Here is a 24352-nt window from a genome sequence, read left to right as displayed (position 1 = left end):
TGCATGGCCACGAACGCGGGTTTCACGGCTCTTTGATCTCGACGAGGTCGTATGAGAGCTCCCAAGACGGAGGATTGCCTCCGGGACCCTGCAGGTAATGTTCGAACCAGCCCAGCATGCGCAGGTGATAATCGTACCGGGAAGCGGCGCGCCGGTTGCCGTGTCCTTCGCCGGGATACAACACCAGCCGGACCGGGGCCCGGCTCCGCAGTTTGAGGTGGCGATACATTTCCAGCGATTGGCTGACGTGCACCCGCGGATCGTCTTTGCCATGAAGGATCAACAGGGGTGTACGGCAGTTACCGGCGTGATAGATCGGGCTGCGTTCCAGGAGGAATGCCCACTGTTCCCACGGCCGGCGCAGCGCATGCACCAGATATTCCTCATCGGGAATGTCCGTGGTGCCGACCTTGGAGACCTTGTCACTGATGCCCACGAACATGACGCCCGCGGCGAATCGCTCGGAGTAGCGCGTGACACACCAGGCAGTGGCGTAGCCTCCGTACGATCCTCCCGTGACCCCCACGCGATTCGAGTCGGCCACTCCGATTCGAATGAGATGGTCCACCGCGTCGATCAGGTCGTCAAACTCACGACCGGCGGCATCTCCCTGGCCAAGCTTGGAGAAAGCCACGCCCCGCCCGGTGCTGCCCCGATAATTGGGATAAAACACCGCCATGCCGCGCGCTGCGGCGACCTGGCCGGGTAAACTGTAGCTTGTCAGCCATCCGTGGCGCACGTGGGCCTCGGGTCCACCATGAACCGAGAGAATCAGAGGTACCGGTGTGCCCGCGTCCTCCAGGGGACGGATCAGGATACCCTCCAGCTCCAAACCGTCGCGGGCGTTCCAACTGACGACTTCCTGTCGAGCCAACCGGCGTTCGGCGAGCCACGGGTTGCCGTCCGTGACCCGGCGTGCGGTCGCCTCCCCGGCATTGAGAAGAAAAAGCTCGGCCGGATGGACCGGGCTGCTGCCCACCAGGGCCACCAGGGGCTTCTCGCCGCCACACGAGATCGTGTCAAAAACCGGCCCCTCGGGACCGAGTCGCCGCTCGCGGTGAACCCGGGGCCCGTCCCACCGCAAATCGTAAATGACGGAACGAACTCCCTCACTACAAAGAGCGAGCAGGCGATCCTCGGCGACCCACGCGCAGTCCTCCACCTGTCCGGCGTAATCCGGAATCAGATCGCGGAAGGAGCCGGTTTGTAGATCGACCTCCATGAGCCGGCCGGGCGATGGATCGTGTTGGTCCTGCGCCGCGATCATGACCAGGCGCCGGCCCTCCGGGCTCCATCGAAACCGTCGGAGCTTGCCCGGATTGTCCACCCGCACGAGGACGTCGCCGGTGCGTGCGTCGATGATGCGGATCCGCTGCCGCACATACGAATCATCCACGGCAGGCGTTGGTGCCAGGCTCACGGCGAGTTGCTCGTGGCCCGGCCGCCATTCGACCTGGTGCACGTGACCCTCCAGAGGCAACGGGGAACTTCCCCGGGTGTCTGCGAACAGGGTGAGGATCCACAGACGCGCATAACGCCAGTCCTCCTCGAAGACCTCCTGGTTGAATCCCTTGTCCTTCTGCTTTTTGCGGGTTTCGGGTTCCGGCTCGGCGGCCACCACGGCCACCCGGTGGGCGTCCGGCGCAAGTGCATAAGTGGCAAGGTCGCTCTTGAGCTCGATGGCCTTCCGTGCCTCCCCGCCGTCGATGGGGATCAGATAGAGGGCCTTGTGCTTGTCGTCACCGCGCTTGGCCAGAAAGGCGATGTGCCGGCTGTCGGGCGTCCAGTCGATCTGGCTCAGGTCCACGCGGCCGGTGACGAAGGGTCGCTCGCGACCCGTGTCAGTGTCATACACCCACAGCTCGGACCACGCAGGGCCGTCCGGATCCTGCTCGAGGTCGCGCGGCACCTGTCGAAGAAAGGCAATCCAGTGGCCGTTCGGGGACGCGCTTGCAGCGGTGACTTGCTGAATTCTGGCGACGTCGCGGGGGGTCAGGCCCTGGGCTTGAAGAGAGCCGGGAGCTTCGGGGGAGGCTGTGGCCAGAGCTCCGGTCAGTCCGAAGGCAACGCAGGTCCACCGTATGTTCATGTCCTCATCCTCGGACACCGTGTCCACGATCGCAAGCCGGCGTCTCCGGTTACTCGGGAGGGTCCGAATGTCGGCGTGCGGGCGACGGGATTCGGCAGAAATAAAGTCGGACCGGGCCCTCGGAGCGACTTGCCAGAATGGTTTCCGGGGCGATCTCGTACAGAGCCGGCCACGTGTACTGAAATCGTACCGGCCAGGGCTCGCCTCCCACCGGCAGCCAGGTCAGGCCCCCATTGGTGCTGATGGACAGGGTGTTTCGACAGGAAGTCAAAAGCAGTCGCCCGTCCCGGAGCGCCAGGACCCATGGAGCGGCCTCGTGACCCGGGATGGGAGTCCCAAGGCCGGGCGGCCATCGTTCGCCGTCTTCCGACCGCTTGACGTGGACCTGGCCCCGGCCCAGACCGACCACTTCGTACACGAGCAGGAAGTGTCCATCGTGCGTGCGGGTGACCACGCCCATGCCCGGCCTGAGGCGGCCGCCTCCCGGCTCTTCGACAATGCGATGCTCGGGCCCCCAGGTGCGTCCCCCATCCGGGGAACTCTTCTGCGAGAGGACCTGACTGTAGCCCTCGTGTTTCTCACTCGAATAGATGACGCTGACGCGCCCGTCCGGTAGCGAAAAGAGGAACGGCTCCCAGAGACCCCGTTTCTGCTGCGCAACGGGGCCTTCGATGGCGTCGATGCAGGACCAACGCTGCCAGGTACGCCCCTCGTTGGTACTGGCATACACGGGAAGTTCGTATGATTCACCTTCGTGGAGGGAGCGGGCCGCCAGCAGGAGTGTCCCGTCGGATCGCAGAAGCAAATGGCCGTTGTCGACCAGACGACCCGGCTCGCTCACGCGGGCCAGGGGGGTCCAGTCCCGGCAGTGGTTGGTGCTGATGAGGATCTCCAGGTGGCTGGTGCGGGGTGCCGGGAACCGGGTGAGAACCATCCACCAGCGCCCCTTGTCGTCGGGAGCCAGTCGTCCCCACGCACCGCGGCCCATGTCCACCGGCTCAGGGCCGGTTTGGGCGCAGACCTGAAGAGCCAACCCCAACCCCACCAGATGGGGAAAGCATCGCCACACCCGAGAAGACTACCGATCATGCTCCGCGCGCGTCGAGCCGACAAAGTCCGGCCACTCCGGGGTGGCGCAGCCCGATTATTGGGCACCGCATTCAAGGACCCCACGAGAATGCCACCTTGCCTCGTCCTTCCCGAGTCGGCCACGGCGGGAATTCCATCGAGCTTGCGGGGCGAGCCAACACCTGAGAGACATGGCTCTCGGCCCAGTCGGTTCCGCTTCCGTGAGATTCCTCGCGTTTGCTGTCACCGGGGACAGGAATCGTGGGGCCGTGGTAACTGTGCCTGTGGTTGTAAAAAGGGGCGCCCTGAAGAGGGCTCTTCACAGGTGCTCAGGCGCGAGTGTCTTCGGGTTTGCTTGCAGGCTGGTAGGACCATCCAAGGGATGGATCCGTGCGCAAGCACGCGGTCGTGTGTTCCCGATGCAGTGGACAAGCGATTCAACCCCGGGCCTCGCCCCTGCGCGGTCTGCGACGCAGGAATCCATCCAAAAGCGGCCAGGCCGGACCGATCTCCTCGACGAGTATGGCCCAAGGCGGATGGAGGTAGACTGTGGCCTCTCCCGTGATGCTGCATTCCTTTCTGGGCGGATTCCTACGAGGCCGGCGGAGTGGACCCGGATTTGCCCCCCGCACCGGATGGACTCTCCTCCCGTGTCAACGGGATCGACCCGCCCGGGCCTCGATGACGTCGGGTGATAACCGAAAGTTCCGAAGGCTTGCGTCGCGTGTACTTTGCAGGTCCTGACGTGGCGGTGGCAAGCGGCCCTCCACCGAAATCGGAACGAGTCACCAGACGATGCGCAGCCGGTAATAGCGTTGGGGAATGTTCGCGGGGACCGTGTCGGCAACTTCAACCTGGTTTGTGCCCACCGGCAGGGGAGACGCCCATACAGGAACCCAGACGCCGCTCGAGAGGCCGTCGGTGGTCTCCAGCACATAGCCCAGATCCGGTTCCACGGCAAAACGGAGACGCACTCGCCGACCCTCGGGGGTTTGTTCGACCTCGGGCCGCTGTAAACGTGGCCGCACGGGGGGTTGGGCGGTGAACCGGAACAGGAGAGTTTCATTCGGATTGCCCACCAGATCCGTGACGGCCCCGGTGGGCAGACTCAGCACGTGAAGTGTCGCGGGCCGCCACGGTGTTTGCGGCACGATGGTGAGCGTGTGGTCTTGGAGGGTGACCTGGACCGGGATCTGATTCATACCCGCTTGCACAACCCATTGACCCCACATCGCGCCGGGCCGAATCGGTTCGTGGAACCGTAGCGTGATCGGAGCCGTCCGACTCACATTCGTACTGTTGGCGACCGGCACGGTGTTGGTGAGTTGCGGGGGACGCGTGTCTTCCAGCAGAGCGAGGACACCCGGCTGCGACATGGAGAAGATCCACCCGTTCGTGCTCAACAGGACGTTCGGCACCGGCATCCACACGGCGCTACCGTTGGTTTCCACCACCTGCCAGACCCGGGTCTGTTCCAGGGCTCGATTGGTAAGGTTCAGCGTGAATTGTACCGGGCTGGACGGAACCAACGAGGTTTCACGGGCGGCATCCCAAAACGTCAGCCCGATGGGCTGTTTGGCAAATGCCCAGTCGCCGGACAACGCGGGCAACCGGGTGGTGTCGGGGATGGCCTCCAGGAAGCCCACGGGCTGCACGGCCTGTGGGAAGGCGTCAGAGGGCACCGCCACGTGGGCCAGGGGAGTGTTTTCTTCGGCCAGGGTGATGGAAGTTGCGGAATCAACAGGTTCTCCCGGAAGGGAACCGGCGCGGAGCAAAACCCCCAAACGCCGCCCCGCGGTAAGTCGGACGCCATCCGGCCTCAGCACAGTGGCGGTCAACAGCATCGGACCGGTAACCTCGGCAGGGAGGGACCAACTGGCTTCCGCCCGGCCGGAGGCGTCGGTGGTGGCCGTGGCCACGGGATTGGTTGTGAACAGCGGCGCATGGAAATGCACCGTCCAACCCCCCAGCCCGTTGAAGCCGTCCGTCACCTGCGCTCGCAGGTGAATGACCGACCCGGGCGCGGCGATCGCGGGAGACACGTCCAGAGCCAAGACCGCCGGAGGCGCGGCGGTTACGGTCACCGTGAAATTCGTGACGAGACCGTGACCCGCGAGCTGAACCGTGGTGCTTCCGGCTTCGGCAGCCTGAAGGTCCAATCCGGATTCCGTGGGATGTAACAGGGCCACGTTGGTCGGGCTCGCCGTCCACACCAGCTCTTCCCACGCCACAGGCACGGGGAGTCCGTCTGTGCCCACCAGCACCGGCCGCAGTCTCACCCGTCCGCCCGAAGCCAGGTGCAGATGCCCGATTGGCTCTCCGTTCTCGTCGCGCAGCTCCCAGCGGGCCGGCGGTGGCAGGTCGCTCTCCGGGGAGGCCTGAATCGTGTCGCTGTCGGAAACCGTGAGCTGAACCGAACGGACCGTCCCGGGGCTGATGGTGCCCGACCACGACCCGTTCGTTTGGAAAATGCCTCCGGCCTGTTCCTGACCGACCTCCACGCGATACGTACCGGAGCCGGTGCCGAAGAGCAACAGGCGGTAGTGGGCCGGAGCATCGGGCAGATACAGCACCTCGGGTTGGTCCGGACCCGCCGCCTGGGCCAAAGCGCCGGGAATCTCGGCATGCAACGTGCCCGATGCATCCCAACCCGTGCGGCGGCCCCACGGATCCACGGCCATCAAGTGCACGGGAGAATGCACCCGAACCTGAAAACGGCCCGCCTGAGACAGGGCGAATCGAATCCCCAGGACGGTGTGGGCGGTGAGAGATCCGTCCTCGCTGATGCCCTCGGCGGCCAGGATTCCGCTTGCGACCTGGGCCACCGGCAACATTTGATTCACGACCTCCAGGACCGCGTCGATGGCCTTCACCCAGGCTGCAAAGGTTCCGACCGTGACTGCGGTCAGAGCTGCTTTGGCCCAGTTATCCCAGTCGTCCAAAACCCCGTTCAAGAGCTCCAGCCAGAAGCCGTAGCCGAACTCCCCGGTGGTGACCTGCCGGAACCACTGGATGTCGGCTTGCAAACGTTCGACGGCCAGGCCGACGGCGCGATCGGCCTGGGCATAACTGAAGGCATTTTGGGGGAACCGCCCCGCGTCGGCGGCCAGGGCCGCCTCGAGGAGGGCCCGCCCCAGTTCTCGTCGGAAGCCCAGGGCCAGATACTGCCGCAACGCCTCGCGAAGTTGCGCATCGAGTTGCTCGAGCGAGTTGTTCACGGAATTCAGGCGGCGGCTTACTTCGGTGGTCGCCAACCTGCCCAGTTTGGAGTCCAGTAACCAGCTCTCGATCTGCTCACCCACCAGCTCGTTGAGTTGATTGTTCCAGTACAGCATCAGTTGCAGGAAGAGTTGGCGAACGAGGCGCGGTTCGGTCCCGCTTTTGGCCAGGCGCACGGCCACCTGACTGTACAGGCTGTACGCGGCTTGGTTCAGCCGGCGCTTCAGCTCCAGCGTTTTGCGTTCCGCGGCCTCCAACATGGCGAGCTGATCCTGCAGTTTCCGCAGACGCACCGGATCGCTGCCCGATTGCGTCAGTCGTTGGATCTCGTCGTTGAGTCGACCCTTGATGATCTGCAGCACGTCGATTTTCTTGACGGTCTCCTGGAGAAGCCGGGTCAGGAGTCCGCAGGAGCCCTCCCAGATCTGGTCCGCGGCGAACTCGCTGACTTCCTGCGCGGCTCGGGTGCCCTCGTAAGCCACCCACGTGGCCAAATGCAGCCGCCGCAGGGCCTCCTCGTCGTAGCTGGATGTCCGGGGCTGCGACTGCAGGCGTTGCAAAAACGCCTCGATGACCGGAGCCGGATTGGTGGGCGATTCGAGGGAAAACCACGTTTCGGCAGAACCGCGCTGAAGATATTGGCGCACCGGCGGAAGGTAGATGTCCTTCAATTTGGGAAGCACACTGAGGCTTGCCAGGTAGAGCGGCTCCGCCAACAGGTGCTCCTGCGTCCCCGGCACCCAGAGGATGGGATCCGACTCCGTCAGGGTCATCGGGGGCGGCGTTTGGGGACCGCGGACATACACGGTATAGAGTTGTGCGCCCTGCACCGGCAGGACGAAATCGCCCTCGGCATCTGTTCGTACGGTGAATCCGGGATTGAAAGAAGGAGTGAAGCTCACCTCTGCTCCGACGACCGGGGTCAAACCATCGCCCTCCGGGTCCGAACGATCCGCCCCGGCATGGCGACGCACCACCCGGCCGCGCACGACCTCCTGACTTACGAAGACGTGGGCCGTGGAGGTGCGGCCCCCGGGGAGTCGTACGGTGAAGTCGAAAGCGTAGGGAAGTGTTCGCCCTTCAAACCAGTCGGCGGGGGGTGGCTGCCAGTAGAACGAGTAGTGCCCGTACGTGTCTGTTTGGCGGGGTTCCTGCAGGACCAATTGTCCCACGTCGGGACCCTCGACGCTCACGGGCTGAGCCGCCCATGGTTGATCCTCCTCCCGTGCCTGGACGAGCAGCTCCACCCAGGGACGGTTGGTCGGTGTCAGTTGAACCAGTCGCAGGGCAGGGGGGTTGGCTACAAGTTGCACCACGGCCTCGGGCGTGTCAGAAGGCGTGCGCCAGGGCAAAGAAAGGTCCGCATCAATGTCAAGTGATGGATCGATCCATGGCACGCCGCCTTCTCTTACGGTCATTTTAAAACGTTGCGTATCGAAGTCGGCGTTTGCCCACAGGAAAAGCTTGTTGTCCACCTGCCATTGCCGGAGGCCGGAATAGCTCCGGGTGCCAGGGGGACACGGATCGACCTCGGACGCGGAGATTATGCTGCTCGATCTGAGAGTGGGAGCACGCACACTCTGATATTCGATCCGGGCAGGAGGTCGGAAGCGGGCGCGGATCTCCACGGGCCCCAGCGCAGATCCGTGAACCTGATGAGATCCCGCCCGGGACCACGCAAGGTGGAGCGAACCCACGTGTTCGCCATCCGTGCCAAAGGGATTGATGCCGCCGGTTGCGACGACCGTTCCCGGGGCATACGTCAACTTGATATAGAATGGATTCGGAGTTTCGCAAGTTAAGGATCCGCTCACGACGTAACAGTCGCCACAACCCGGAAAACACGGAATACACTGACTTTCGATCCAATCAATGAAGGGCTCCGTATTCGTTAGTTTGAAGAGCTCGTAGGAGATGACACCGTTCGATGACCACTGCTCATTGAACTGTTTCATTGCATACAGGGTGGCCAGGTAGCCTCCGCTGCTCAGGGGGCGCGTTCCCAAGAGGTAGGCGGTTAGCAAAGCCTCATTGTCCGAATTCGCCAGGACGATTCTTCCCATGGACTGCAGGGGGTCGGGCCCTGCCTCCAGACGCAACTCCCGCCGTCCCCACTCCTCGCCGTTTTCCCGGAGAAACACGGCGACCACCTTGCCGGCGTCGCCCGGCCGTGCGTCGGCCCGGGCACGCACCCCCAGCGCCCATGTGGGGCCCACCTGGTAGGTAAAATACTCGCCCACCCGAACGCCGGGGATCAGGCGCGTCCGAAACTCCGGCAGGGGATGATCCCGATTGTCCCAGGCAAACAACTCGAACGGGCCCTCGGTGAAAACCAAGAAGCCGGACGATGGTGCGGAGCCGTAAAAGCTCAACATGAACTGCACGATGCGGCTGTCCAGCCCCGCCAGCAACAAATCGACGCCCGGCGGCAGCAGAACTCGACTGCGGTCGCGCAAGCTTGTCTCCCAATCCATCTCCTCGGCGAACAAGAAGTCTGGTGCCATCAGCCACCAGGAACCGGGGGCGGCGTTTTGGTAGTGCGTCAAACCGCTCTCCGTGCGCAGGGCATGCCGGACCAGAACCAGCAGCACGCCCGGCGGTGCGGTCAGGGTCTGAACATTGGCCTGGGTATCGATCACGCGCAATCGCGGGGAGTAAAACAACCACCGGTCGGTGCCATTGGTGTTGATCAGGGACTCGGGGATCCTTAGCACGACACGAAAAGATGGCTTCCCCTCGGCGTTCGTCAGGTAGCGGTAGGAGTGAATGATCAGGGGGGACCAATCGATCCCGGGATCCATCTCCACCCGTTGCAGGCTGGGTCGGAGCACCTCGTAATCCACACGGTACTCCACCGTTTCTCCGGCCGCCGCTGCCACGGGCGCCATGCCGCCCCGCACGATGCGAATCAACTGGGTGTCGCCGTCCGCCCGAGAGGAGACCGGGGCCAGACTGACAAGCACCCACAACATGGCGCCGGCCAGCCTGCCAGCGTGGTGGCGAGGGTCGATGCGATTCCGTACGATTGAGTGGATGCGGCCCATCGGTAAGCTCAAGAGATGCAACATATTACCCACGCGCATCCTCTTTATCGCAAGCCTGGGATCTGTCAAGGGGGGCGTTCCGGCCCGGACGAGCGATGCAGCCGCCCGAGAGGAGACACCTGGGGGCGCAGTGGCTCCCGGGTGATGGGCTGGAGGAGCCACCGGAGTGGCCGCGGGTACGCGGGCAGCGTCTGCCGGGGAGTCCCCGCCGATTTCCATCCGCCGTTTCGGGTTTGGAGGCTGGTTGCCGCTGCCGTCAGACGGCCGACCCGGGATCCGAATCCGGACCGAGCCCCACCAGGGGGCCCTCGGAGCAGGGGATACGAACTTTGACCCTCGACCTCCGTTGGTGCCTGCTGCATCCAAGTCCGCTGCCCTCGTCGGGTGGCTATTTCCCAGAGCTTGCGCCCTGCTCGGGGCCGTTCGCGACGGTGCAGGATCGACCCGCGCTTCGACGGGTCAGGGCAGGTGGCCGGAAGTGGAATCGGGTCCCTTCAGGGCTCGGGTGCGAACCCGGTACTCGGCTGCCGCTTTGCTAAAGGCCGCGCCGGTCGAATCGCCGGGGTGTCGAACAAGACCACCCTTCGAAAAGTCCTGGTGCAACGCGCGGATTCAGAGGGGCGGGTTCTCGAATCTTTGACGGCCCGCGGAATGAAGTTGCTCCCCGGTTGAGGAAACGAGTGATCGAGCCCGCTTGGGAAATCTGCTGGTTGTCCGCTTTTCCACCTGGCAACGTGCGGACTTCCGCGAAGCCCTCTTGACAACTCTTTTTTAGTACATAAGCGGCATGAGAACGAAATAGTTGTGGCGCATGGTCCTCGCGAAGGTCTCTCGCGTCTTCAACTCCCCGGCGGCAATGCTGGCGGCAGTGCTGCTGGGTGGGGGGACGGCAATAGCGTGTTGGATTCCCACCACGCGTGCCTGCTCGAAGAATCTCTGGATCAACGGAGTGTCCTGTAAGCTCTTCCATGAGGACGCTGATTATCGCTGGGTGACCTGAGCACTGCCGAGAACGTCAGGTTGGACACGCGTCTGGACGGACAGAGAGTGACCGCTGGTGTTTGTTCGAGTGTCAGGGCCAACCGAGATTCGTCCGGCTTTACACTTCAGCTTATCCCGCCGGCGGTCGATGTCTGGGACAAGAGCCAAACGTGTAATAAGGGAAGCAGTTTGACGAACGAAACGATCTTCGAATCCGCCTGCGGAGAGCCAGGACGGCTGGCAGGTCGAGCCCGCTCCACCTGATGTGCCTCTGGGGCCTCTCGATCCCCGGAGTGAAGCCCGGTGGATGCGCAAGAACACTCCTCGACAGGGCCGGGCAACTCCATTTAAACCAAGTCCCTACTCGCCTTGACCGCGTACATTTGGGAGACGACAGACAAGGGGTGGCGGTCCAGAACCGGCTCGGTCGAGACGGTAAGGTTGTATGACTTCTGCACCATGAACACATCGCAATGCCCTCGGCAGCTCCCCTGGCCCCGGTCGCGGATTACCATGGGCCCAGAGATGCGGAGTCAGAACCTTGGCAGCACTGCGGCCCGGTGGGCCTTGATCCTTCATCTGTTGGCTGCCGGGGCTGCCCTCGCAGTGGAGGGATCCGACAAGCCTTTCGATCCGAACCGTGAACCGGCCGTGGTCTTCCGCGAGTTTCTGGCTCGGACTCCGCCGATTCGGTTCATCGCCCATCGCCGATCCTTTTCGAGGTTTCTCATGAGCGTGGCTGACAGGCCAGGGTCCAAAGAGTCCATTCTCCGCCCGTTTGTGTTGGAGCGATTCGAGGCCGGCTGGCAGCCGGAAGGATGGTATTTGCGGGATCTGGGGACGGAAAAGGGCCGATGGCGTCCCCGGCGGGACGGTTCGATCACTTATCGCCCCATTTCGAATGGGATGGCGCGAGTTCGAGGGAGAAACAAGGATTACTACTGGTTTTTGTACGACGGCCACGAGAGACTTTCGATTACCTTTCGGACCAACACGCCGGGCGGGGTCAGGGTGCGTCTCAGGTCAATGTCATTACCCACAATGCGTAAGTGCTGAGCGATCTTCGGCTCGGATTGGATGAGCTTGGACCGGATCCATTACGCTGGGTTAGCGACACGGAGCTCGAGGTCGAACCCGTGAAGGCATTCCGATCCTACCCGGGTGGCTGGGCCAGGATCGAGCGGTTCGACGAATACGGCCGCCCGGCAGAGATTTCATATCAAACGAAGGATTACGACGGCCGCCGGCGGCTTTGGCGGGTCTCGTACGTGTACCTGCCGGAGCGACCGTTTCCGCCGTGGTTGTACATTGTGGAAGACCGGGACGAGCGGTGGGGGTTGTTACATCACACGAATTATGTTGATGACATCGAGTTTGAGGGTGGATCCCGCCGCACCGAAGGGCTATTTCCCGGAGATGTTTCGACGGAAGACGGAACCGCTGGTGAGGTTTCTCGTGGTGTCGAATGACGTTGACTACCTGGTGGATTTGGCGGGACGCTGGCACAAGGTGGAGGAAGAGCCGTACGAACCGTTGCCGATGTTGGAACCAAGGGGCTGGCGCCGGTGGGTGGTGGTGGCGGTGCTGATGGTGGGAGCCGCGGTGTTGGTGGGAGGACGGTGGAGGCAGCGGCGGCGGGCGGAGAATTGAGACGGGGAGGCCGGACGCGACGAAAACCGTGGGCGATCCGGGACCGGGGGTGCCCGGAGTTCTGCGCGTCCCAGCGTATCAAGGAGTGGGAATCCGTTGACGTGTGTTATGAGGCAGGCGCAGCAGGCTGACGGTGCGGGGTGCGGGGGACGGTGGTGGGATGTCCGCAGGGTGGTGCAGGTGGCGGGTTGCGGGTTGGTGGGGCTCGGAGTGGCGAAGCTGGTGGCCGTGGGTCTGGGGGAGCCGCAGCGGTTGAGTGGGGGGCCTGAACGTGTGTCCAGTGCCACGCACTGGGCCGTGGTGCAGGGGGTGGGAGAGATCGGTGCCGGCGCGGCGGCGATCTGGTTGCCGGCGCCGCTGAATTGCGCGGTGCTCACGGTGGTGGGATCCGGGTTCCTGGTGTGGTAACTTCTCGAGCCTCCGGACTCGGGTCCTTGTCCCTGTGTGATCGGGATTCAATCGTGGGCGGGCTGGGCGCGGGGTCGGGAACAAGAGTGGAGGGTGACCCTGGCGTCCTGGTTTTTTTTTGACCGGCTTGCTGGCCTGGCGGTCGCTTCCACGGCAGTCATGACGAGCGGGGTTTAAATGCGCGGCGTGGCGTGGGGTTGGGCTCTCATTGCGGTGGTGTTGGCGGTCGGTTATTGCCCGTTTCGCCATGCTTGGGGCCCGGGAGGGGGCGATGGATGGGAGGTGATGAAGATTCACTTTGCGGTGCGGCAGCCCGACCAGTTGGCGCGGGTTTCGAACGATCAGCCGTGGCAGCACACCTTGTTGAACGCCTGGTTGGTTCGCTGGTGCGGGGAGGGACCGCAGTGGCCCTGCCTGTTCAGCGTGGTGTCAATGGCGGCGATGTGGGCTGCAATCGCGTGCATGGGCGTCGGGTCCGGGGGGTGTGGGGATGATTACGTCGACGTTTGCTGTGGGCTTGGGGAGATGGGCTGACACTGACATTCAGTGTGATGCTCGAGCCTGTGGCGTGGGCGTGGGCCTGGGTGGCCGCGGCGGTCTTTTATGCGGAGGGCGGGAATCTGCCCTGGTGGCGGGCGGCGTGCTCGGGGGTGGTCATGGGGGCTGCGATGCAAATAAAACTGACGTCGGCGGTGGTCGCGCCGGCCCTGGTGCTGTTGAGCTTGCGGCTGTACGGGCTGCGGGGCTCCGTGCGCGTGGTGGGTCCATGGCTGCTGGGTTGGGCAGCAACCTTTGGGCTGATCGCGTGGCTGTCGCCGAACTTATGATGGACTGGTTGCTGGAATCGCACTGGGCGGCGAACCAGGCAGCACCGCTGGATCCGACCCGGCAGGGTGTGTCCGTGCCGCTCCTGACCGCTGAAACCCTGACGGCGTGGGTGGCTGGAGGATTTGGTGTTCTTGCCTTACGAAAACCGGGTTGGCCGCCGTTGGGAGTATTCGCCGTGGGTGTGTTGTTGGGTGGGTGGATGTTCAGATCCGTGGCAAACCTGTGGCGGTATTATTAAGGCCTGCATTTTGTGGTGCCCTTGTCCGTGCCGGGTGGGATGGCAGTGGCCGATTCAGTGCGGGTGCTGCAGCGGCACTGGGTGGAGGCGCGGGCCCGGGCCCAGACGGCGGGGACCAGGAACCTGCACGATCTCCTCCGACGGTGGCGGATGCGGTTCTGGGGCTGTCCACCGTGGGCGCGTTGTGCGCGGGCGTGGGCAGTGGAGCGATCCTGAAACGGTGGACGGCACTGACAAGGTTGTCGCCCCGGCCCGATCCGATTCTGGTGCAACAGTTGCGGACCGCTGCAGCTTCCAACGAGGTGTGCCACGCGTTGAGCACGTATTACCACGAGTTCCTGGTGGCGGGAGCGTTTCCCCCGCCGGAGCTGTTAATCCTGCCGTCGAAACGGCTTCTGAGCGGACGCATGACCTGGCCGGGTGTGGCGGAGCTTCTGGAGAGCAACCGGGCGCTGCGGCTGGTATTGGAGCGGAACCCGGGAGCTGGCTCAGCCGGGCTTTGTGAGCTGGCGGACGCAGCATTACGCGCTCGTGCAGGTTCAGGGAACTACAGAGGTCGGGCGGCGCGTGGGCCCCGGGGAAACGCCGCGGTCGGGTGTGGAGACACGGCTCGGACAGCCGTGACGGGCCACTCGATCGGCGGGCGACCCGACCGGGCTTGTGCGCACTGTCGGAGGAGTGAGGGGAGCCCGCGGCCCGGCGGGGAGGGCGGCGAATTCCCCGGGCCCGGCCAACGGACAGCCTCATGACCTTGCAGTCGGTTTTGGGATGACCCCGCTGAAGTCGCCCTGGTTCCTCGCTTGGATCGAGGATCTGACGGCTCAGCCTGCCAGTGTTGAGCCCGGGGCTGCGGTCCGGGAAACCCTCCCGATCGGCGGGCCGCCCGGCTCGTGATATCGTGAAATTGGGCAGGCTCAGCGAACCTTTGGGCGGGTCGATGGGTCCTTGGGGAGGCGTGTTGGCTCGGCCTCGTAGCGAGGCGCCTCTGCAGGGCTCAAGCAAGTTCGGAAACCCCTTGCCAGGCCTGCGGGGCTGTCTCATGCTTGTCGGCCCATGGTTTTGCCTGATCAACCGGTGACTCTGACGCCCGAACAGGTTGCGGCGCTGAACCAGAAGCTCTCCGCGATGCGCCACGACATCAATAATCACCTCTCGCTGATGATGGCAGCGGTGGAGATGATTCGACTCCGACCGGAGGACGCACCCCGGCGGTTGGCGACCCTGGCGGAACAACCGGCTCGGATTTCCCGGGCGCTGGCGGAGTTCTCGGCGGAGTTCGAGAAGGCGTTGGGGATTACCCGTTGAGCAGGGCGGTTCGCGGGGGCTCAGGACCCGGGAGGGGCATTCCGCAGCGCTTGGATGGCGCCGAACCGGAGGCCGCGCGTGCTGACGCGCCAGGCCTGGAGATCCAACTCAGCTTGAAGCTGTTCGTAGATCACTGCGCCGGTGAGGATGACGTCCGCCCGTTCCGGTGGGAGGCCCGGAAGTTGACGGCGCTGGGCCAGGGGCAGGGTCCAGAGTTGTTCGACGCGGCGCTGCAATCGTTCCGGAGTGAGGAGTACGGATTCGATCCGGTCGCGGTCGTAGCTGTCCATCTGGAGTTCCATGCGCGCCAGCGTGGTGGCGGTGCCACCGACGGCCACGGGCAGGGGTTGGTGATGTTGGCTGTGTCGGGCGGTTTCGCGTTGTAACGCGTCCAAAAGGAGGTGCAGCGCGTTTTGTTTCAGGAAGGATCGAACCTGTTGGCGGGCCTTGGCCAGCTCTGCGGGCTTTGGGGGATCGGACACTTCAAGCTGTTCCCAGAGCCGGACTGCGCCGAGAGGATAGCTGTCACGGAAACGAATCTGGTCCGCCTGCCCGACGAGGATCTGGGTACTGCCGCCGCCCACCTCCACCAGCACGATCGGCTCCGTTGCCCATTGCGGGTGGGTGCGCACGCCGTGGAAGGCCCACTCGGCTTCCTGTTCGCCGGAGATGACTTTCACCGGCAGCCCGGCGGCGGCTTCCAGGGCTCCGAGCAGCGCGTCCCGGTTCCGTGCTTCGCGGGCGGCGCTGGTGGCGAATACCTTGAGGCGTTGCGCCCCGGCCTTCCGGGCCTCATCGGCCAATTGCCGCACCGCGGCGGCCGTGCGGGCGATGGCCTCGGGCTGCAAGCGCCGGTCCGGGTAAAATCCCTGGCCCAGCCGTGTCTGAATGCCCCGCTCCAGGACCGGGCGGACGCCGTCGTCCAGATCGGCGACCAGCAGTTTTACGGAGTTTGTCCCCACATCGATGACTGCGGCTCGCACGGGTCGCACGGGTTGTATTAGACCTGGTTGCGGGCCCGTGACCAAGCGCTTTTCCCGCAGGCAGTTGGGTGAACCGCGGGCGGAAAAGGGTTTGGCGGTGCCCGGAAGAAAAACCCCTTTGGCGCCCGGCTGATCGCCGGAAGTTACTGGAGAGGTGCCGCGGAACTCGGCCGATGACCTCGGCCCCACCACCGAACCCCGCCGTGCCCCACGATTCTGTTTTAAGCCAAGTCCTGCTTGCACAGATCCTGTTTTCCGACCACCTTGGGGCAGATCGAAACGCACTCAACCAACCCCAGTCCCATGAAACGACGTGAATTCCTCAAGACGGTGGGCGGCGTCGCAGGTTGGGCCGCACTGGCCGGTCCTCAGGCGTGGGCCGCTCCGTTGACGGAGACCGTGGCGGGTTTGCCCCGACGCCGGTTGGGCCGCACAAACGTGAACCTCTCCATCGTCGGGTTTCCCGGCCTGGCGTTGATCCATTACGAGCAGGATCGTTGCACGGCTGCCGTGCGCGACGCGCTGGAGCGCGGGGTCAATTACTTTGACGTCGCGCCGGCCTACGGCAACGGGCAGTGCGAAACCAAGTTGGGGATGGCTCTGCAGGGCGTGGACCGCGCCCGCTATTTCCTGGCGTGCAAGACGAAAAAACGCGACGCCAACGGTGCGCGTCAGGAACTGGAGAACTCGCTGCGCCTGCTCAAGACGGATTACTTCGATCTCTACCAGCTGCATCATCTGGTGCGGCCCGAGGAAGTGAAGCAGGCCCTGGGACCGGGCGGGGCCATGGACGCCATCCTCAAAGCACGCGACCAGGGCAGGGTGCGTTGGATCGGGTTTTCCGCGCACACGACCAAGGCGGCTCTGGAGGCATTGCGGGGCTTTCCTTTCGATACGGTGATGTTTCCCATCAACTTTGTGGAATTCTACACGCGCGGTTTTGGCAGGGAGGTGCTGGCGTTGGCGGCCGAGCGGGGCGTGGCAGTGTTGGCGATCAAGCCGATGTCGTACGGCGCGTGGCCCCAGGGGATGGAGCGGACGCGTCAGTGGTGGTACCGGTCCGTGGAGACTCCGGAGGACGTCGAGTTGGCACTGCGGTTTGCGCTCTCGCAACCGGGCGTGGTGGCGGGCTTTCCTCCTGCGTTTCTCGATCTCCTGGATCGTGCCATTGAGGCGGCCAAACGCTTCAAGCCGTTGGACGAGGTGGCGGAGGCCAGGCTCAAGGCCATGGCTGCCAACTGCGGGAGCATCTTCCTGCGGGAGGAACAGCAGGTGGCCCTGGGTGGCGCACCGGCGGCCTCTGCCTGGCCCGGCTGCCCGTACGCCTGCGCGTGAAGCACGGCGGGGACGTGGGTGTCCGATCCTGCGACGGCGGGCGCTTTCGTGGGTGGAGCGGAGACCGGAGCCGGGCCCGGTGTTGTCTCCGTTGTGAGTAGCGACCTGAGATAAGGCGGTTGCTTCCGTGGCTTGCTTCAGCCTGCAAGAAGAGCGACTCACGCGCTTCTCGGGCGCCCAGAGGAGCAAGGCAGGCCGGTTGCAGTGCTCCATTCGACCGGGTCCCCGGGTCGCAGCCCGTATTTGTCGGCCGCAGAGCCGCCGTGGACGGCCAGTTCCCAAAACCCGCTGGAACCGGGCACGGCAACCGGTCGGCCCCGGGACACCGCGCCGTAGAAGGCGTGCGCGGGAAACCTTGCTGAAGACCGTTTCCTGACCATGAACACACCCCGGATGCGCGGGGCGCCCCGCGGCGACAGCTCGACCGGCAGGTTGGTGATGGCGTTGCCGAACCGGTCCACGTAAAGGACCTCGCCCGACGCGGCGTCGGCACCGGATCTGATCGGGTCCGGCCGTGGCAATCGAATCCAGTCGTCTGCTTCGGGACCCACGCGGGACATGCGGCCTCCCCGACAAAGATAAGCGGCCACCGGGGCAAAGATGTCGCGTCCGTGAAAGGTTTGGCTCACCGGCTGCAGGAACAGTTCGGAGTTCTCGATCCACCGGGCTTCCAACACTGGATCCTGGCTCACCGCCCAGCTCAGCACGCCATTGTCCGGCCCGACGTAAAAGGCGCGCCGGGTCCGCACGGCCAGTGCGCGGCGGGAACTGCCCACGCCGGGGTCCACGACCGCCAGATGTACGGTCCCCGGGGGAAAGTAACGATGTGCATTCATCAGCACGAAAGCTCCGGCGCGCACGTCCCCCGGGGCGATTTCGTGGCTTACGTCGATGAGCAGCGCTCGCGGGGCGCGGGTCAGAATCACGCCCTTCATGATCCCCACGAAGCCATCCCGGTGCCCGAAATCCGTGGTGAGCGTGATGCATTGCACGGTGTCAGCATAACGGGGCGGAAGCGGGCGGCCAACCCCTGGCGATGGGGGAACGGCTGCGGATGGAGGCCGGGACGCCGGCGGCGTGGTGCGGTCCTCTCGCCACCGGGCGGTGGATTTCCCACCACGGACGGCGTTGACTCTTCGTCATCGCAGGGGCTGGACCGTCTCCGCCTGGGCAATGCGCCACTGCCGCCCGTCCCGGCGGAGCCAGAGCTTCATTTCCTGCAACCACACATCGGATTCTCCGGGCAACCGCGCCTCCACGGTGAGGAACACCACGGCCGACGTGCGGTCGGGGCCGATCTCCACGCGGATATCCGGAAACTCCACGCGGGCCCCGTTGAAGCGCTGCCGATACACCATCAAGCCCTCGCGAATTTCTTCGCGACCGCGAACGGTGCGTCGGCCAAACCCCCGGGCATCCACCCGCACCTCGACGTCCGGGGTCAGATGCGCGCACAACCGGTTGATTTCGCTGAGGGCGTTCAGGGGCGGCTCGTTGGCCGGGAAGGACAACAACTCGGCCACTTCCTGAAGCTGCCGGCGGATGGTCCGTTCGTGCGAGGGCCACCCCAGCCAAACGAACCCGGCACAAACCAGGGCGCCGGCGACCAGCAGCCATGACAGGGGCAGCCTCATCGGACCAGTTTGCCCACGATACGCCAGCGCTCCGTGATGCCATGCATGTGATCTTCGCGCGGCATGCTGCGGTTGTCGCCCACGACGTAGTACTCGTCGGGCCCCAACTGTCGCTCGGGCTCGTTCCAGTCGCAGGGGGTTTTCACGTAGGGTTCTTCGAGCGGCCGGCCGTTGACGTAGAGACGGCCGTTGCGGAACCCGACGGTCTCGCCCGGCAGGGCCACGATTCGTTTCAACAGCATCACGTGTTCGCCGGCGGTGAAGCGGACGCAAACGACGTCGCCCCGACGCGGTTCCGACCAACGGTAGGCCAGCCGGTTCACCAACCCCCACTGGCGATCCTGGTAGGTGGGCCACATGCTGATGCCCTGCACCCGCACGGGCAGCAGCACGTAGCGAAACACGGCAATGGTAAGAAGCGCCAGCACCACCGCCCGGACCAGGGTACGGCGGGGGTGTCGCCCGACGGCCAGTCGGACCAGCCAGTGCTGGCCGGACAGGCGTGTCGCGGCGGAGTCCTGTGGACCCTGGACTGCTTGGCGTTGCTGCACGACCCTTGAGTGTCGATTCCTCCGGGATCACTGACAAGTCTCCAGCGTGAGGCCGGGTGGCAGGAGCTGCCACGGTGCACCCTGAACCCGCACCTTTGGGCTCGGCCGGGCAATCCCGGGTTCCGGACTTCTCATCCGGGGGAGTGGCGCCCGAAGCCGGGGAGTTGTCCGTTGTCTCCAGAATGCCTGCAAGGCGCGATCCCGAAAAAGGGCCTGCGCGACTGAAACCTTCCCACGGCCGCCATCTGCTGCCCTCTTCGTTTGCGAACACACCGGGCATGGACCGGGGGTGGCCGTGGTGGCCGGGGCGAGCCGCTGGAGTGGCAGGGGAGCGGTTGCGATTCACCATTCCTCCGGGGGGTGCCTCAATCCCGGGCAGGATTCTCCGGCGCAAGGCCCTTCATCGAGGCTTCGCAGTGCGGCTTGTCCGGGTTCGGCTCGACCGGGGATCTCTTTGACTTGCGTCAAGGACGGCATGCGCAGATTCGATGCATGGTGGAGGCGAATGAGGACGGGGATGCAACAAGAGCCGGAGCGGCCGGCTCGGGGCTGTCCTCGCATGACCCGCCAACGCCGCTGGTGCCTCGCGTGGGTCTGCGGGCTCATGTTGTTGGTTTGCCGCGGGGACAACACGGGCTCGGCCGGGGCCGTCCGGGCCGCGGAACCCGCGCGTCAGCCCGAGGCTTCCACCGCGAGCAGCCCGGCTCCGGGGGGGCTTCCCAAGCTGCCCGCGGTCTCGCGACCCTTGGCCTCCCAACCCCCGGTGGGGCTGCCGGACGATGCGCATCTGGATAAAACCCCGCCGCGGGCCACGAAGGGGTTGGACCTGGTGAAGCTGGGCTGGACGTACAACTGCATGGAGTGTCACAAGCTGCTGCCGGCCCGGTGGCATTACGACCGGCCGATGGTGGAACACCAGGACATCCGGCTGGAGCACGGCAACAATCGCTTTTGTCTCAATTGTCATCACCCGACCAACCGAAACGCCTTTGTCGACTACGACGGGTCGGAAATTGCCGAGTCGGACGTGGTACTCTTGTGTGCCAAGTGTCATGGCACGATTTATCGGGACTGGCAGGCGGGGGTGCACGGTCGGCACAACGGGTATTGGGACACGCGGCGCGGGCCGCGGACGAAACTGCGTTGCATCCAGTGTCATGATCCCCACCGGCCGGCCTTTCCGTCCATGCGTCCGCTGCCCCCGTTGCGGTATCCGCCCCGGGCCGCGCGGCCCTCGGCTTCTGCAGGGGGCGGCTCCGGTCATTGAGGCGCCATGAACGATCCAGGTCCAACCCCGGCCACAGCCCGGTCGCTCGAGGAGGTGTACCGGCCGATGACCCGCCGCACCTTTCTCAAGGGTGCCGCGGCGTCCCTGGTGGGCATGACCGGTCTGATGGCGGCGCTCCGCCCGCTGCTGGAGCTGGAACGGGGCGAGATCACCGTGGACGAGTTGTTGCAGCGGCACTACCGCGAGCTGACCCCGCAGGAGCTCGAGCGCATCCTGCGTGCGCTGGAGGAAAAGACCGCCCGGGAGTACGGGGTCCGTCCCCACATTCGCGACATTCGACCGCAGCCCGGCGTGGAGTTTGCCTACGCCCTGAACCTGACCCGGTGCATCGGTTGCCGCAAATGTGCGCATGCCTGCCTGCGGGAAAACAACCAGTCGAGGGAAACGCCGGACGACATCGAGATGTCCTACATCCGCGTGCTGGAGCTGCAGAAAGGGGCCATCAACCTGGAGACGTCGAACCTTTACTACGACCCCGAGCGGGTGCCGCAGCCCGACAAATACTACATGCCGGTCCAGTGTCAGCAGTGCCGGCAGTCCCCCTGCACGAAAGTCTGCCCCGTACAGGCGACCTGGCAGGAAGCCGACGGGATTGTGGTGGTGGATTACAACTGGTGCATCGGCTGCCGTTACTGCATGGCGGCATGTCCCTACGACGCCCGTCGGTTCAATTACAAGAAACCGACGCTGCCCCCGGAGGCCGTCAACCCCAACCAGAGTTATCTGAGCAACCGGATCCGACCGAAGGGCGTGGTGGAGAAGTGCACCTTCTGTTTGCATCGAACGCGGGAGGGCCGGTACCCCGCCTGTTTGGAGGTTTGTCCCACGGGGGCCCGGGTGTTCGGGAACCTGCTGGATCCCGACAGCGAGATCAGTTACGTGCTCCGGAACAAGCGGGTGTACATCCTCAAAGAGGAGGTGGGGACGCTGCCCCGCTTCTACTATTTCTTCGAGAAATGAAGGAGTACCTCGTCTTTCTCTATCGGGTGGCCCGGCTCTCCTTTTACGGGAGCGCGCGGTTTTATGCCTGGATGGGGTTTCTGACGGTGCTGGTGTTGTTGGGACTGCATGCCTGGGCCCGGCAGTTTGTCGAGGGCTTGCAGGTCACCGGGCTGACCAACCAGGTGAGCTGGGGGGCCTACATTGCGAATTTCACCTTTCTGGTGGGGGTGGCGGCCGCCGCGGTCATGCTGGTGATCCCCGCCTATGTGTACCGGCAGGAACACATGCACGAGGTCGTGGTCTTCGGCGAGCTCATGGCGATTGCGGTCATCGTCATGTGTCTTTGTTTCGTCATGGTCGACCTCGGACACCCGGAGCGCTTCCATCACATGATCCCGCCGTTCGGCATCTTCAACTTTCCCGGGTCGATCCTTTCCTGGGACGTGATCGTGCTGAACGGCTATTTGCTGCTGAACCTGCACATTGCGGGCTATCTGCTCTACTGCCGCTACCGGGGGCGCAAGCCGGCCCGGCCGTTTTACATTCCCTTCGTGTTCATCTCGATTGCCTGGGCCATCAGCATCCACACCGTGACGGCCTTTTTGTACGTGGGCCTGGCCGGGCGCAGTTACTGGCACCATCCGCTGGTGCCCTCGCGCTTCCTGGCCTCGGCGTTCGTCGCGGGTCCCGCGTTGATGATCCTGACCTTCCAAATCATTCGGCGGGCCACGGAGTATTTCATCGGCGACAAGCCCTTGTACACGCTGCGCATGATCATGACGGTGGCCATGATCATCAACATGTTCCTGCTGGGCTGCGAGTTGTTCACCGAGTTCTATTTTCCCACGCAGCATGCGGCGGCGGCGCAGTATCTGTATTTCGGCCTGCACGGTCACCGGGGGTTGGTGCCGTGGATCTGGACGGCGATTATTCTCGATACCGTCGGACTGCTGCTGCTGATCACTCCGGCCAGCCGTCGCATTGGGTGGCTGAACCTCGCCTGTGTCACGTGTTTTGTGGGCATTTGGATCGAGAAGGGGATGGGGTTGATCGTGCCGGGGTTTGTGCCGACGCCGCTGGGGCAGGTGGTGGAGTATCTGCCGACCTGGAATGAGACGCTGGTGTGTGTGGGCATCTGGGCGTTGGGGGCTTTGCTGTACTCGTGGATGTTGCACGTGGCGGTGCCGATCATGAACGGATCGCTGCGGGCGCGCCCGGCGGACGCCGCGTCGCTTCCGGGAGATGCCGCTTCCGTGGCGGCGGCGTGAGGCAACGGGGAGACGCGAATGCCGGGCAGGAAAACGCAAAGAGGCCGTATCGAAACAGGAGAGACCGGATTATGAGAACGCGTTGTGGTTCATGGTGGGTGACGGTGGCGGCTCTGCTGGCCGGCGCCGGGGCGCAGGCGGGATTCACCTTGAAGGAACTGTCGCCGCAGAGCGCGGCGTGCGTGGCCTGTCACAAGAAGGAGAGCCCCGTGATCTATGAGCAATGGGGCAGTTCGAAGCATTTCCGGGCCAATGTGGGCTGTTACGAATGCCACATGGCCACGGAGAAGGATCCGGACGCCTATGAGCACTACGGCCAGCTCATCGCGACGATCGTGACGCCCAGGGACTGCGCCCGCTGTCACGAGAAGGAGGTCCAGGAATTCAGTGATTCGCACCATGCGAAGGGTGCACGCATCCTGGGTTCACTCGACAACATCCTGGCGGAGGTGGTGGAGGGCAACAACGGCTTTCGGACGCCGGCGTTTCCCCACGGCAACAGTGCGGCGGCCGTGTTGGGTTGCTGGCAGTGCCATGGCAGCGAGGTGAAGCTGTTGCCCAACGGCCGACCCGATCCGGCCACCTGGCCGAACACGGGAATCGGGCGCATCAACCCCGACGGGTCGGAGGGCTCCTGCACCGCATGCCATTCGCGTCACGCATTCAGTGCCGCCCAGGCGCGCACCCCGGACACCTGTGGCAAGTGCCACATGGGGCCCGACCATCCGCAGATCGAGATCTACAACGAGTCCAAGCACGGCATTGCCTACCGGGCGAACGTGGACAAGATGGCCTTGAACAATCCCAAGTGGGTGGTGGGCGAGGACTATTCGGCGGCGCCCACGTGTGCCACGTGTCACATGAGCGCCACGCGCGATCAACCGATCACGCACGACGTGGGGATGCGCATCTCCTGGAACAACCGGCCCGAGATTTCGGTGCGGCCGGAGGTGGCCGATGCCAAGCTGGGATTGCCGGGCAAGGATGTCCCGTGGGAGAAACGGCGGGCCAACATGATGAATGTCTGTCTCAACTGCCACAACGCGAATTACGTGAACGCGTTCTATCAGCAGTACGATGCGCTGATCGAGCTGTACCATCAAAAGTTCGCCAGGCCCGGGCTGGCCTTGTATCAGGCCGCCAAACCCCTGCTTCCCGGGCCGCAGTTCTCGCACAAGATCGACTTCATCTGGTACGAGATCTGGCATCACGAGGGCCGCCGGGCCCGTCACGGGGCCTCCATGATGGGCCCCGACTACACGCACTGGCACGGGACCTACGAGGTGGCGAAGCACTTCTATTCGGAGTACATCCCGGAGCTCCGCGAACTGGCGGAAAAGAACCTGCACTCCCCGGATCCGGAGCGGCGGGCCGCGGCCGAGAAACTCCAGAAGCTGCTGGACGAGGTTCTCAACCACGACAACCACAAATGGTACCTCGGGAAGATGGATCCCGAGGAAAAGGCCCGACGCGAGGCCCAGATTCGGGAGTTCCAGAAACGATACAGCAAGTAAACGCGGG

The 24352-nt window shown here is 64.4% G+C and carries 21 protein-coding genes; 14 read left to right on the top strand and 7 right to left on the bottom strand.

The genetic code is table 11. The features are described 5' to 3' along the window. Nucleotides 1-22: 22 nt before the first annotated feature. From ACPDIT_RS03795 to ACPDIT_RS03785, 3 genes are all read right to left on the bottom strand, one after another. A complete protein-coding gene (locus ACPDIT_RS03795) occupies nucleotides 23-2089 on the bottom strand; it encodes a prolyl oligopeptidase family serine peptidase (RefSeq protein WP_423441696.1) in 2067 nt (688 codons plus the stop codon). A gap of 49 nt (nucleotides 2090-2138) precedes the next feature. Continuing rightward, a complete protein-coding gene (locus ACPDIT_RS03790; protein WP_423441694.1) occupies nucleotides 2139-3158 on the bottom strand; it encodes a sialidase family protein in 1020 nt (339 codons plus the stop codon). Nucleotides 3159-3942: 784 nt separating this feature from the next. Beyond that, entirely contained in the window at nucleotides 3943-9348 is a 5406-nt protein-coding gene (locus ACPDIT_RS03785; protein ID WP_423441692.1) for an Ig-like domain-containing protein, read from the bottom strand. 883 nt (nucleotides 9349-10231) lie between these two features. On the opposite strand from ACPDIT_RS03785, the gene ACPDIT_RS03780 reads away from it, so the two are divergent. From ACPDIT_RS03780 to ACPDIT_RS03740, 9 genes are all read left to right on the top strand, one after another. Continuing rightward, nucleotides 10232-10420, top strand: a complete 189-nt coding sequence (locus ACPDIT_RS03780) for a hypothetical protein (RefSeq protein WP_423441690.1) — start codon at nucleotides 10232-10234, stop codon at nucleotides 10418-10420. A 506-nt stretch (nucleotides 10421-10926) separates the two neighbouring features. Next, a complete protein-coding gene (locus tag ACPDIT_RS03775) occupies nucleotides 10927-11457 on the top strand; it encodes a hypothetical protein (RefSeq protein WP_423441688.1) in 531 nt (176 codons plus the stop codon). Between the two features lie 80 nt (nucleotides 11458-11537). Then, the gene (locus tag ACPDIT_RS03770; protein ID WP_423441687.1) at nucleotides 11538-11870 is read left to right on the top strand and encodes a hypothetical protein; all 333 of its coding nucleotides are present in this window, start codon (nucleotides 11538-11540) and stop codon (nucleotides 11868-11870) included. Next, a complete protein-coding gene (locus tag ACPDIT_RS03765; RefSeq protein WP_423441686.1) occupies nucleotides 11860-12051 on the top strand; it encodes a hypothetical protein in 192 nt (63 codons plus the stop codon). Before ACPDIT_RS03770 ends, ACPDIT_RS03765 begins: the two co-directional genes overlap by 11 nt. 108 nt (nucleotides 12052-12159) lie before the next feature. Beyond that, complete coding sequence (locus ACPDIT_RS03760) at nucleotides 12160-12459, top strand: hypothetical protein (RefSeq protein WP_423441685.1); 300 nt, start codon at nucleotides 12160-12162, stop codon at nucleotides 12457-12459. A gap of 186 nt (nucleotides 12460-12645) precedes the next feature. Continuing rightward, nucleotides 12646-12993: a hypothetical protein gene (locus tag ACPDIT_RS03755; protein WP_423441683.1), complete on the top strand. Its 348-nt coding sequence runs from the start codon at nucleotides 12646-12648 to the stop codon at nucleotides 12991-12993. Between the two features lie 14 nt (nucleotides 12994-13007). Next, nucleotides 13008-13286, top strand: a complete 279-nt coding sequence (locus tag ACPDIT_RS03750; RefSeq protein WP_423441681.1) for a hypothetical protein — start codon at nucleotides 13008-13010, stop codon at nucleotides 13284-13286. Then, a complete protein-coding gene (locus ACPDIT_RS03745) occupies nucleotides 13283-13525 on the top strand; it encodes a hypothetical protein (protein ID WP_423441680.1) in 243 nt (80 codons plus the stop codon). The genes ACPDIT_RS03750 and ACPDIT_RS03745 overlap by 4 nt, the downstream gene beginning before the upstream one ends. 1053 nt (nucleotides 13526-14578) lie before the next feature. Then, nucleotides 14579-14830, top strand: a complete 252-nt coding sequence (locus tag ACPDIT_RS03740) for a hypothetical protein (protein WP_423441678.1) — start codon at nucleotides 14579-14581, stop codon at nucleotides 14828-14830. Nucleotides 14831-14850: 20 nt separating this feature from the next. Here ACPDIT_RS03740 and ACPDIT_RS03735 read toward each other — a convergent pair whose 3' ends face one another. Next, nucleotides 14851-15813 (bottom strand): Ppx/GppA family phosphatase, encoded by a 963-nt coding sequence (locus tag ACPDIT_RS03735; protein ID WP_423441676.1) that lies wholly within the window; start codon nucleotides 15811-15813, stop codon nucleotides 14851-14853. A 303-nt stretch (nucleotides 15814-16116) separates the two neighbouring features. On the opposite strand from ACPDIT_RS03735, the gene ACPDIT_RS03730 reads away from it, so the two are divergent. After that, a complete protein-coding gene (locus ACPDIT_RS03730) occupies nucleotides 16117-17148 on the top strand; it encodes an aldo/keto reductase (RefSeq protein ID WP_423441674.1) in 1032 nt (343 codons plus the stop codon). A 158-nt stretch (nucleotides 17149-17306) separates the two neighbouring features. On the opposite strand, the gene ACPDIT_RS03725 is transcribed toward ACPDIT_RS03730, so the two are convergent. The 3 genes from ACPDIT_RS03725 to lepB form a co-directional block, all read right to left on the bottom strand. Continuing rightward, entirely contained in the window at nucleotides 17307-18140 is an 834-nt protein-coding gene (locus tag ACPDIT_RS03725) for an SAM hydrolase/SAM-dependent halogenase family protein (protein WP_423441672.1), read from the bottom strand. Nucleotides 18141-18287: 147 nt separating this feature from the next. Next, the gene (locus ACPDIT_RS03720) at nucleotides 18288-18782 is read right to left on the bottom strand and encodes a hypothetical protein (RefSeq protein WP_423441671.1); all 495 of its coding nucleotides are present in this window, start codon (nucleotides 18780-18782) and stop codon (nucleotides 18288-18290) included. Beyond that, nucleotides 18779-19333 (bottom strand): signal peptidase I, encoded by a 555-nt coding sequence (gene lepB, locus ACPDIT_RS03715; protein ID WP_423441669.1) that lies wholly within the window; start codon nucleotides 19331-19333, stop codon nucleotides 18779-18781. The genes ACPDIT_RS03720 and lepB overlap by 4 nt, the downstream gene beginning before the upstream one ends. 604 nt (nucleotides 19334-19937) lie before the next feature. Here lepB and ACPDIT_RS03710 point away from each other — a divergent pair. The 4 genes from ACPDIT_RS03710 to ACPDIT_RS03695 all read left to right on the top strand — a co-directional run bounded on the left by ACPDIT_RS03710 (nucleotide 19938) and on the right by ACPDIT_RS03695 (nucleotide 24345). After that, a complete protein-coding gene (locus ACPDIT_RS03710; RefSeq protein ID WP_423441667.1) occupies nucleotides 19938-20600 on the top strand; it encodes a hypothetical protein in 663 nt (220 codons plus the stop codon). 6 nt (nucleotides 20601-20606) lie between these two features. Continuing rightward, complete coding sequence (locus ACPDIT_RS03705) at nucleotides 20607-21581, top strand: 4Fe-4S dicluster domain-containing protein (protein WP_423441666.1); 975 nt, start codon at nucleotides 20607-20609, stop codon at nucleotides 21579-21581. Further along, nucleotides 21578-22831 (top strand): sulfate reduction electron transfer complex DsrMKJOP subunit DsrP, encoded by a 1254-nt coding sequence (gene dsrP / locus ACPDIT_RS03700; protein ID WP_423441664.1) that lies wholly within the window; start codon nucleotides 21578-21580, stop codon nucleotides 22829-22831. Before ACPDIT_RS03705 ends, dsrP begins: the two co-directional genes overlap by 4 nt. Nucleotides 22832-22902: 71 nt before the next feature. Next, entirely contained in the window at nucleotides 22903-24345 is a 1443-nt protein-coding gene (locus ACPDIT_RS03695; RefSeq protein WP_423441662.1) for a multiheme c-type cytochrome, read from the top strand. The last annotated feature ends 7 nt before the right edge of the window (nucleotides 24346-24352 follow it).

It is taken from the genome of Limisphaera sp. VF-2, assembly GCF_049537125.1.
In the GTDB taxonomy this organism is placed as follows: domain Bacteria; phylum Verrucomicrobiota; class Verrucomicrobiia; order Limisphaerales; family Limisphaeraceae; genus Limisphaera.
Note: the sequence above shows the minus strand (reverse complement) of the source record. Positions and strands in the feature narration are given on the sequence as shown.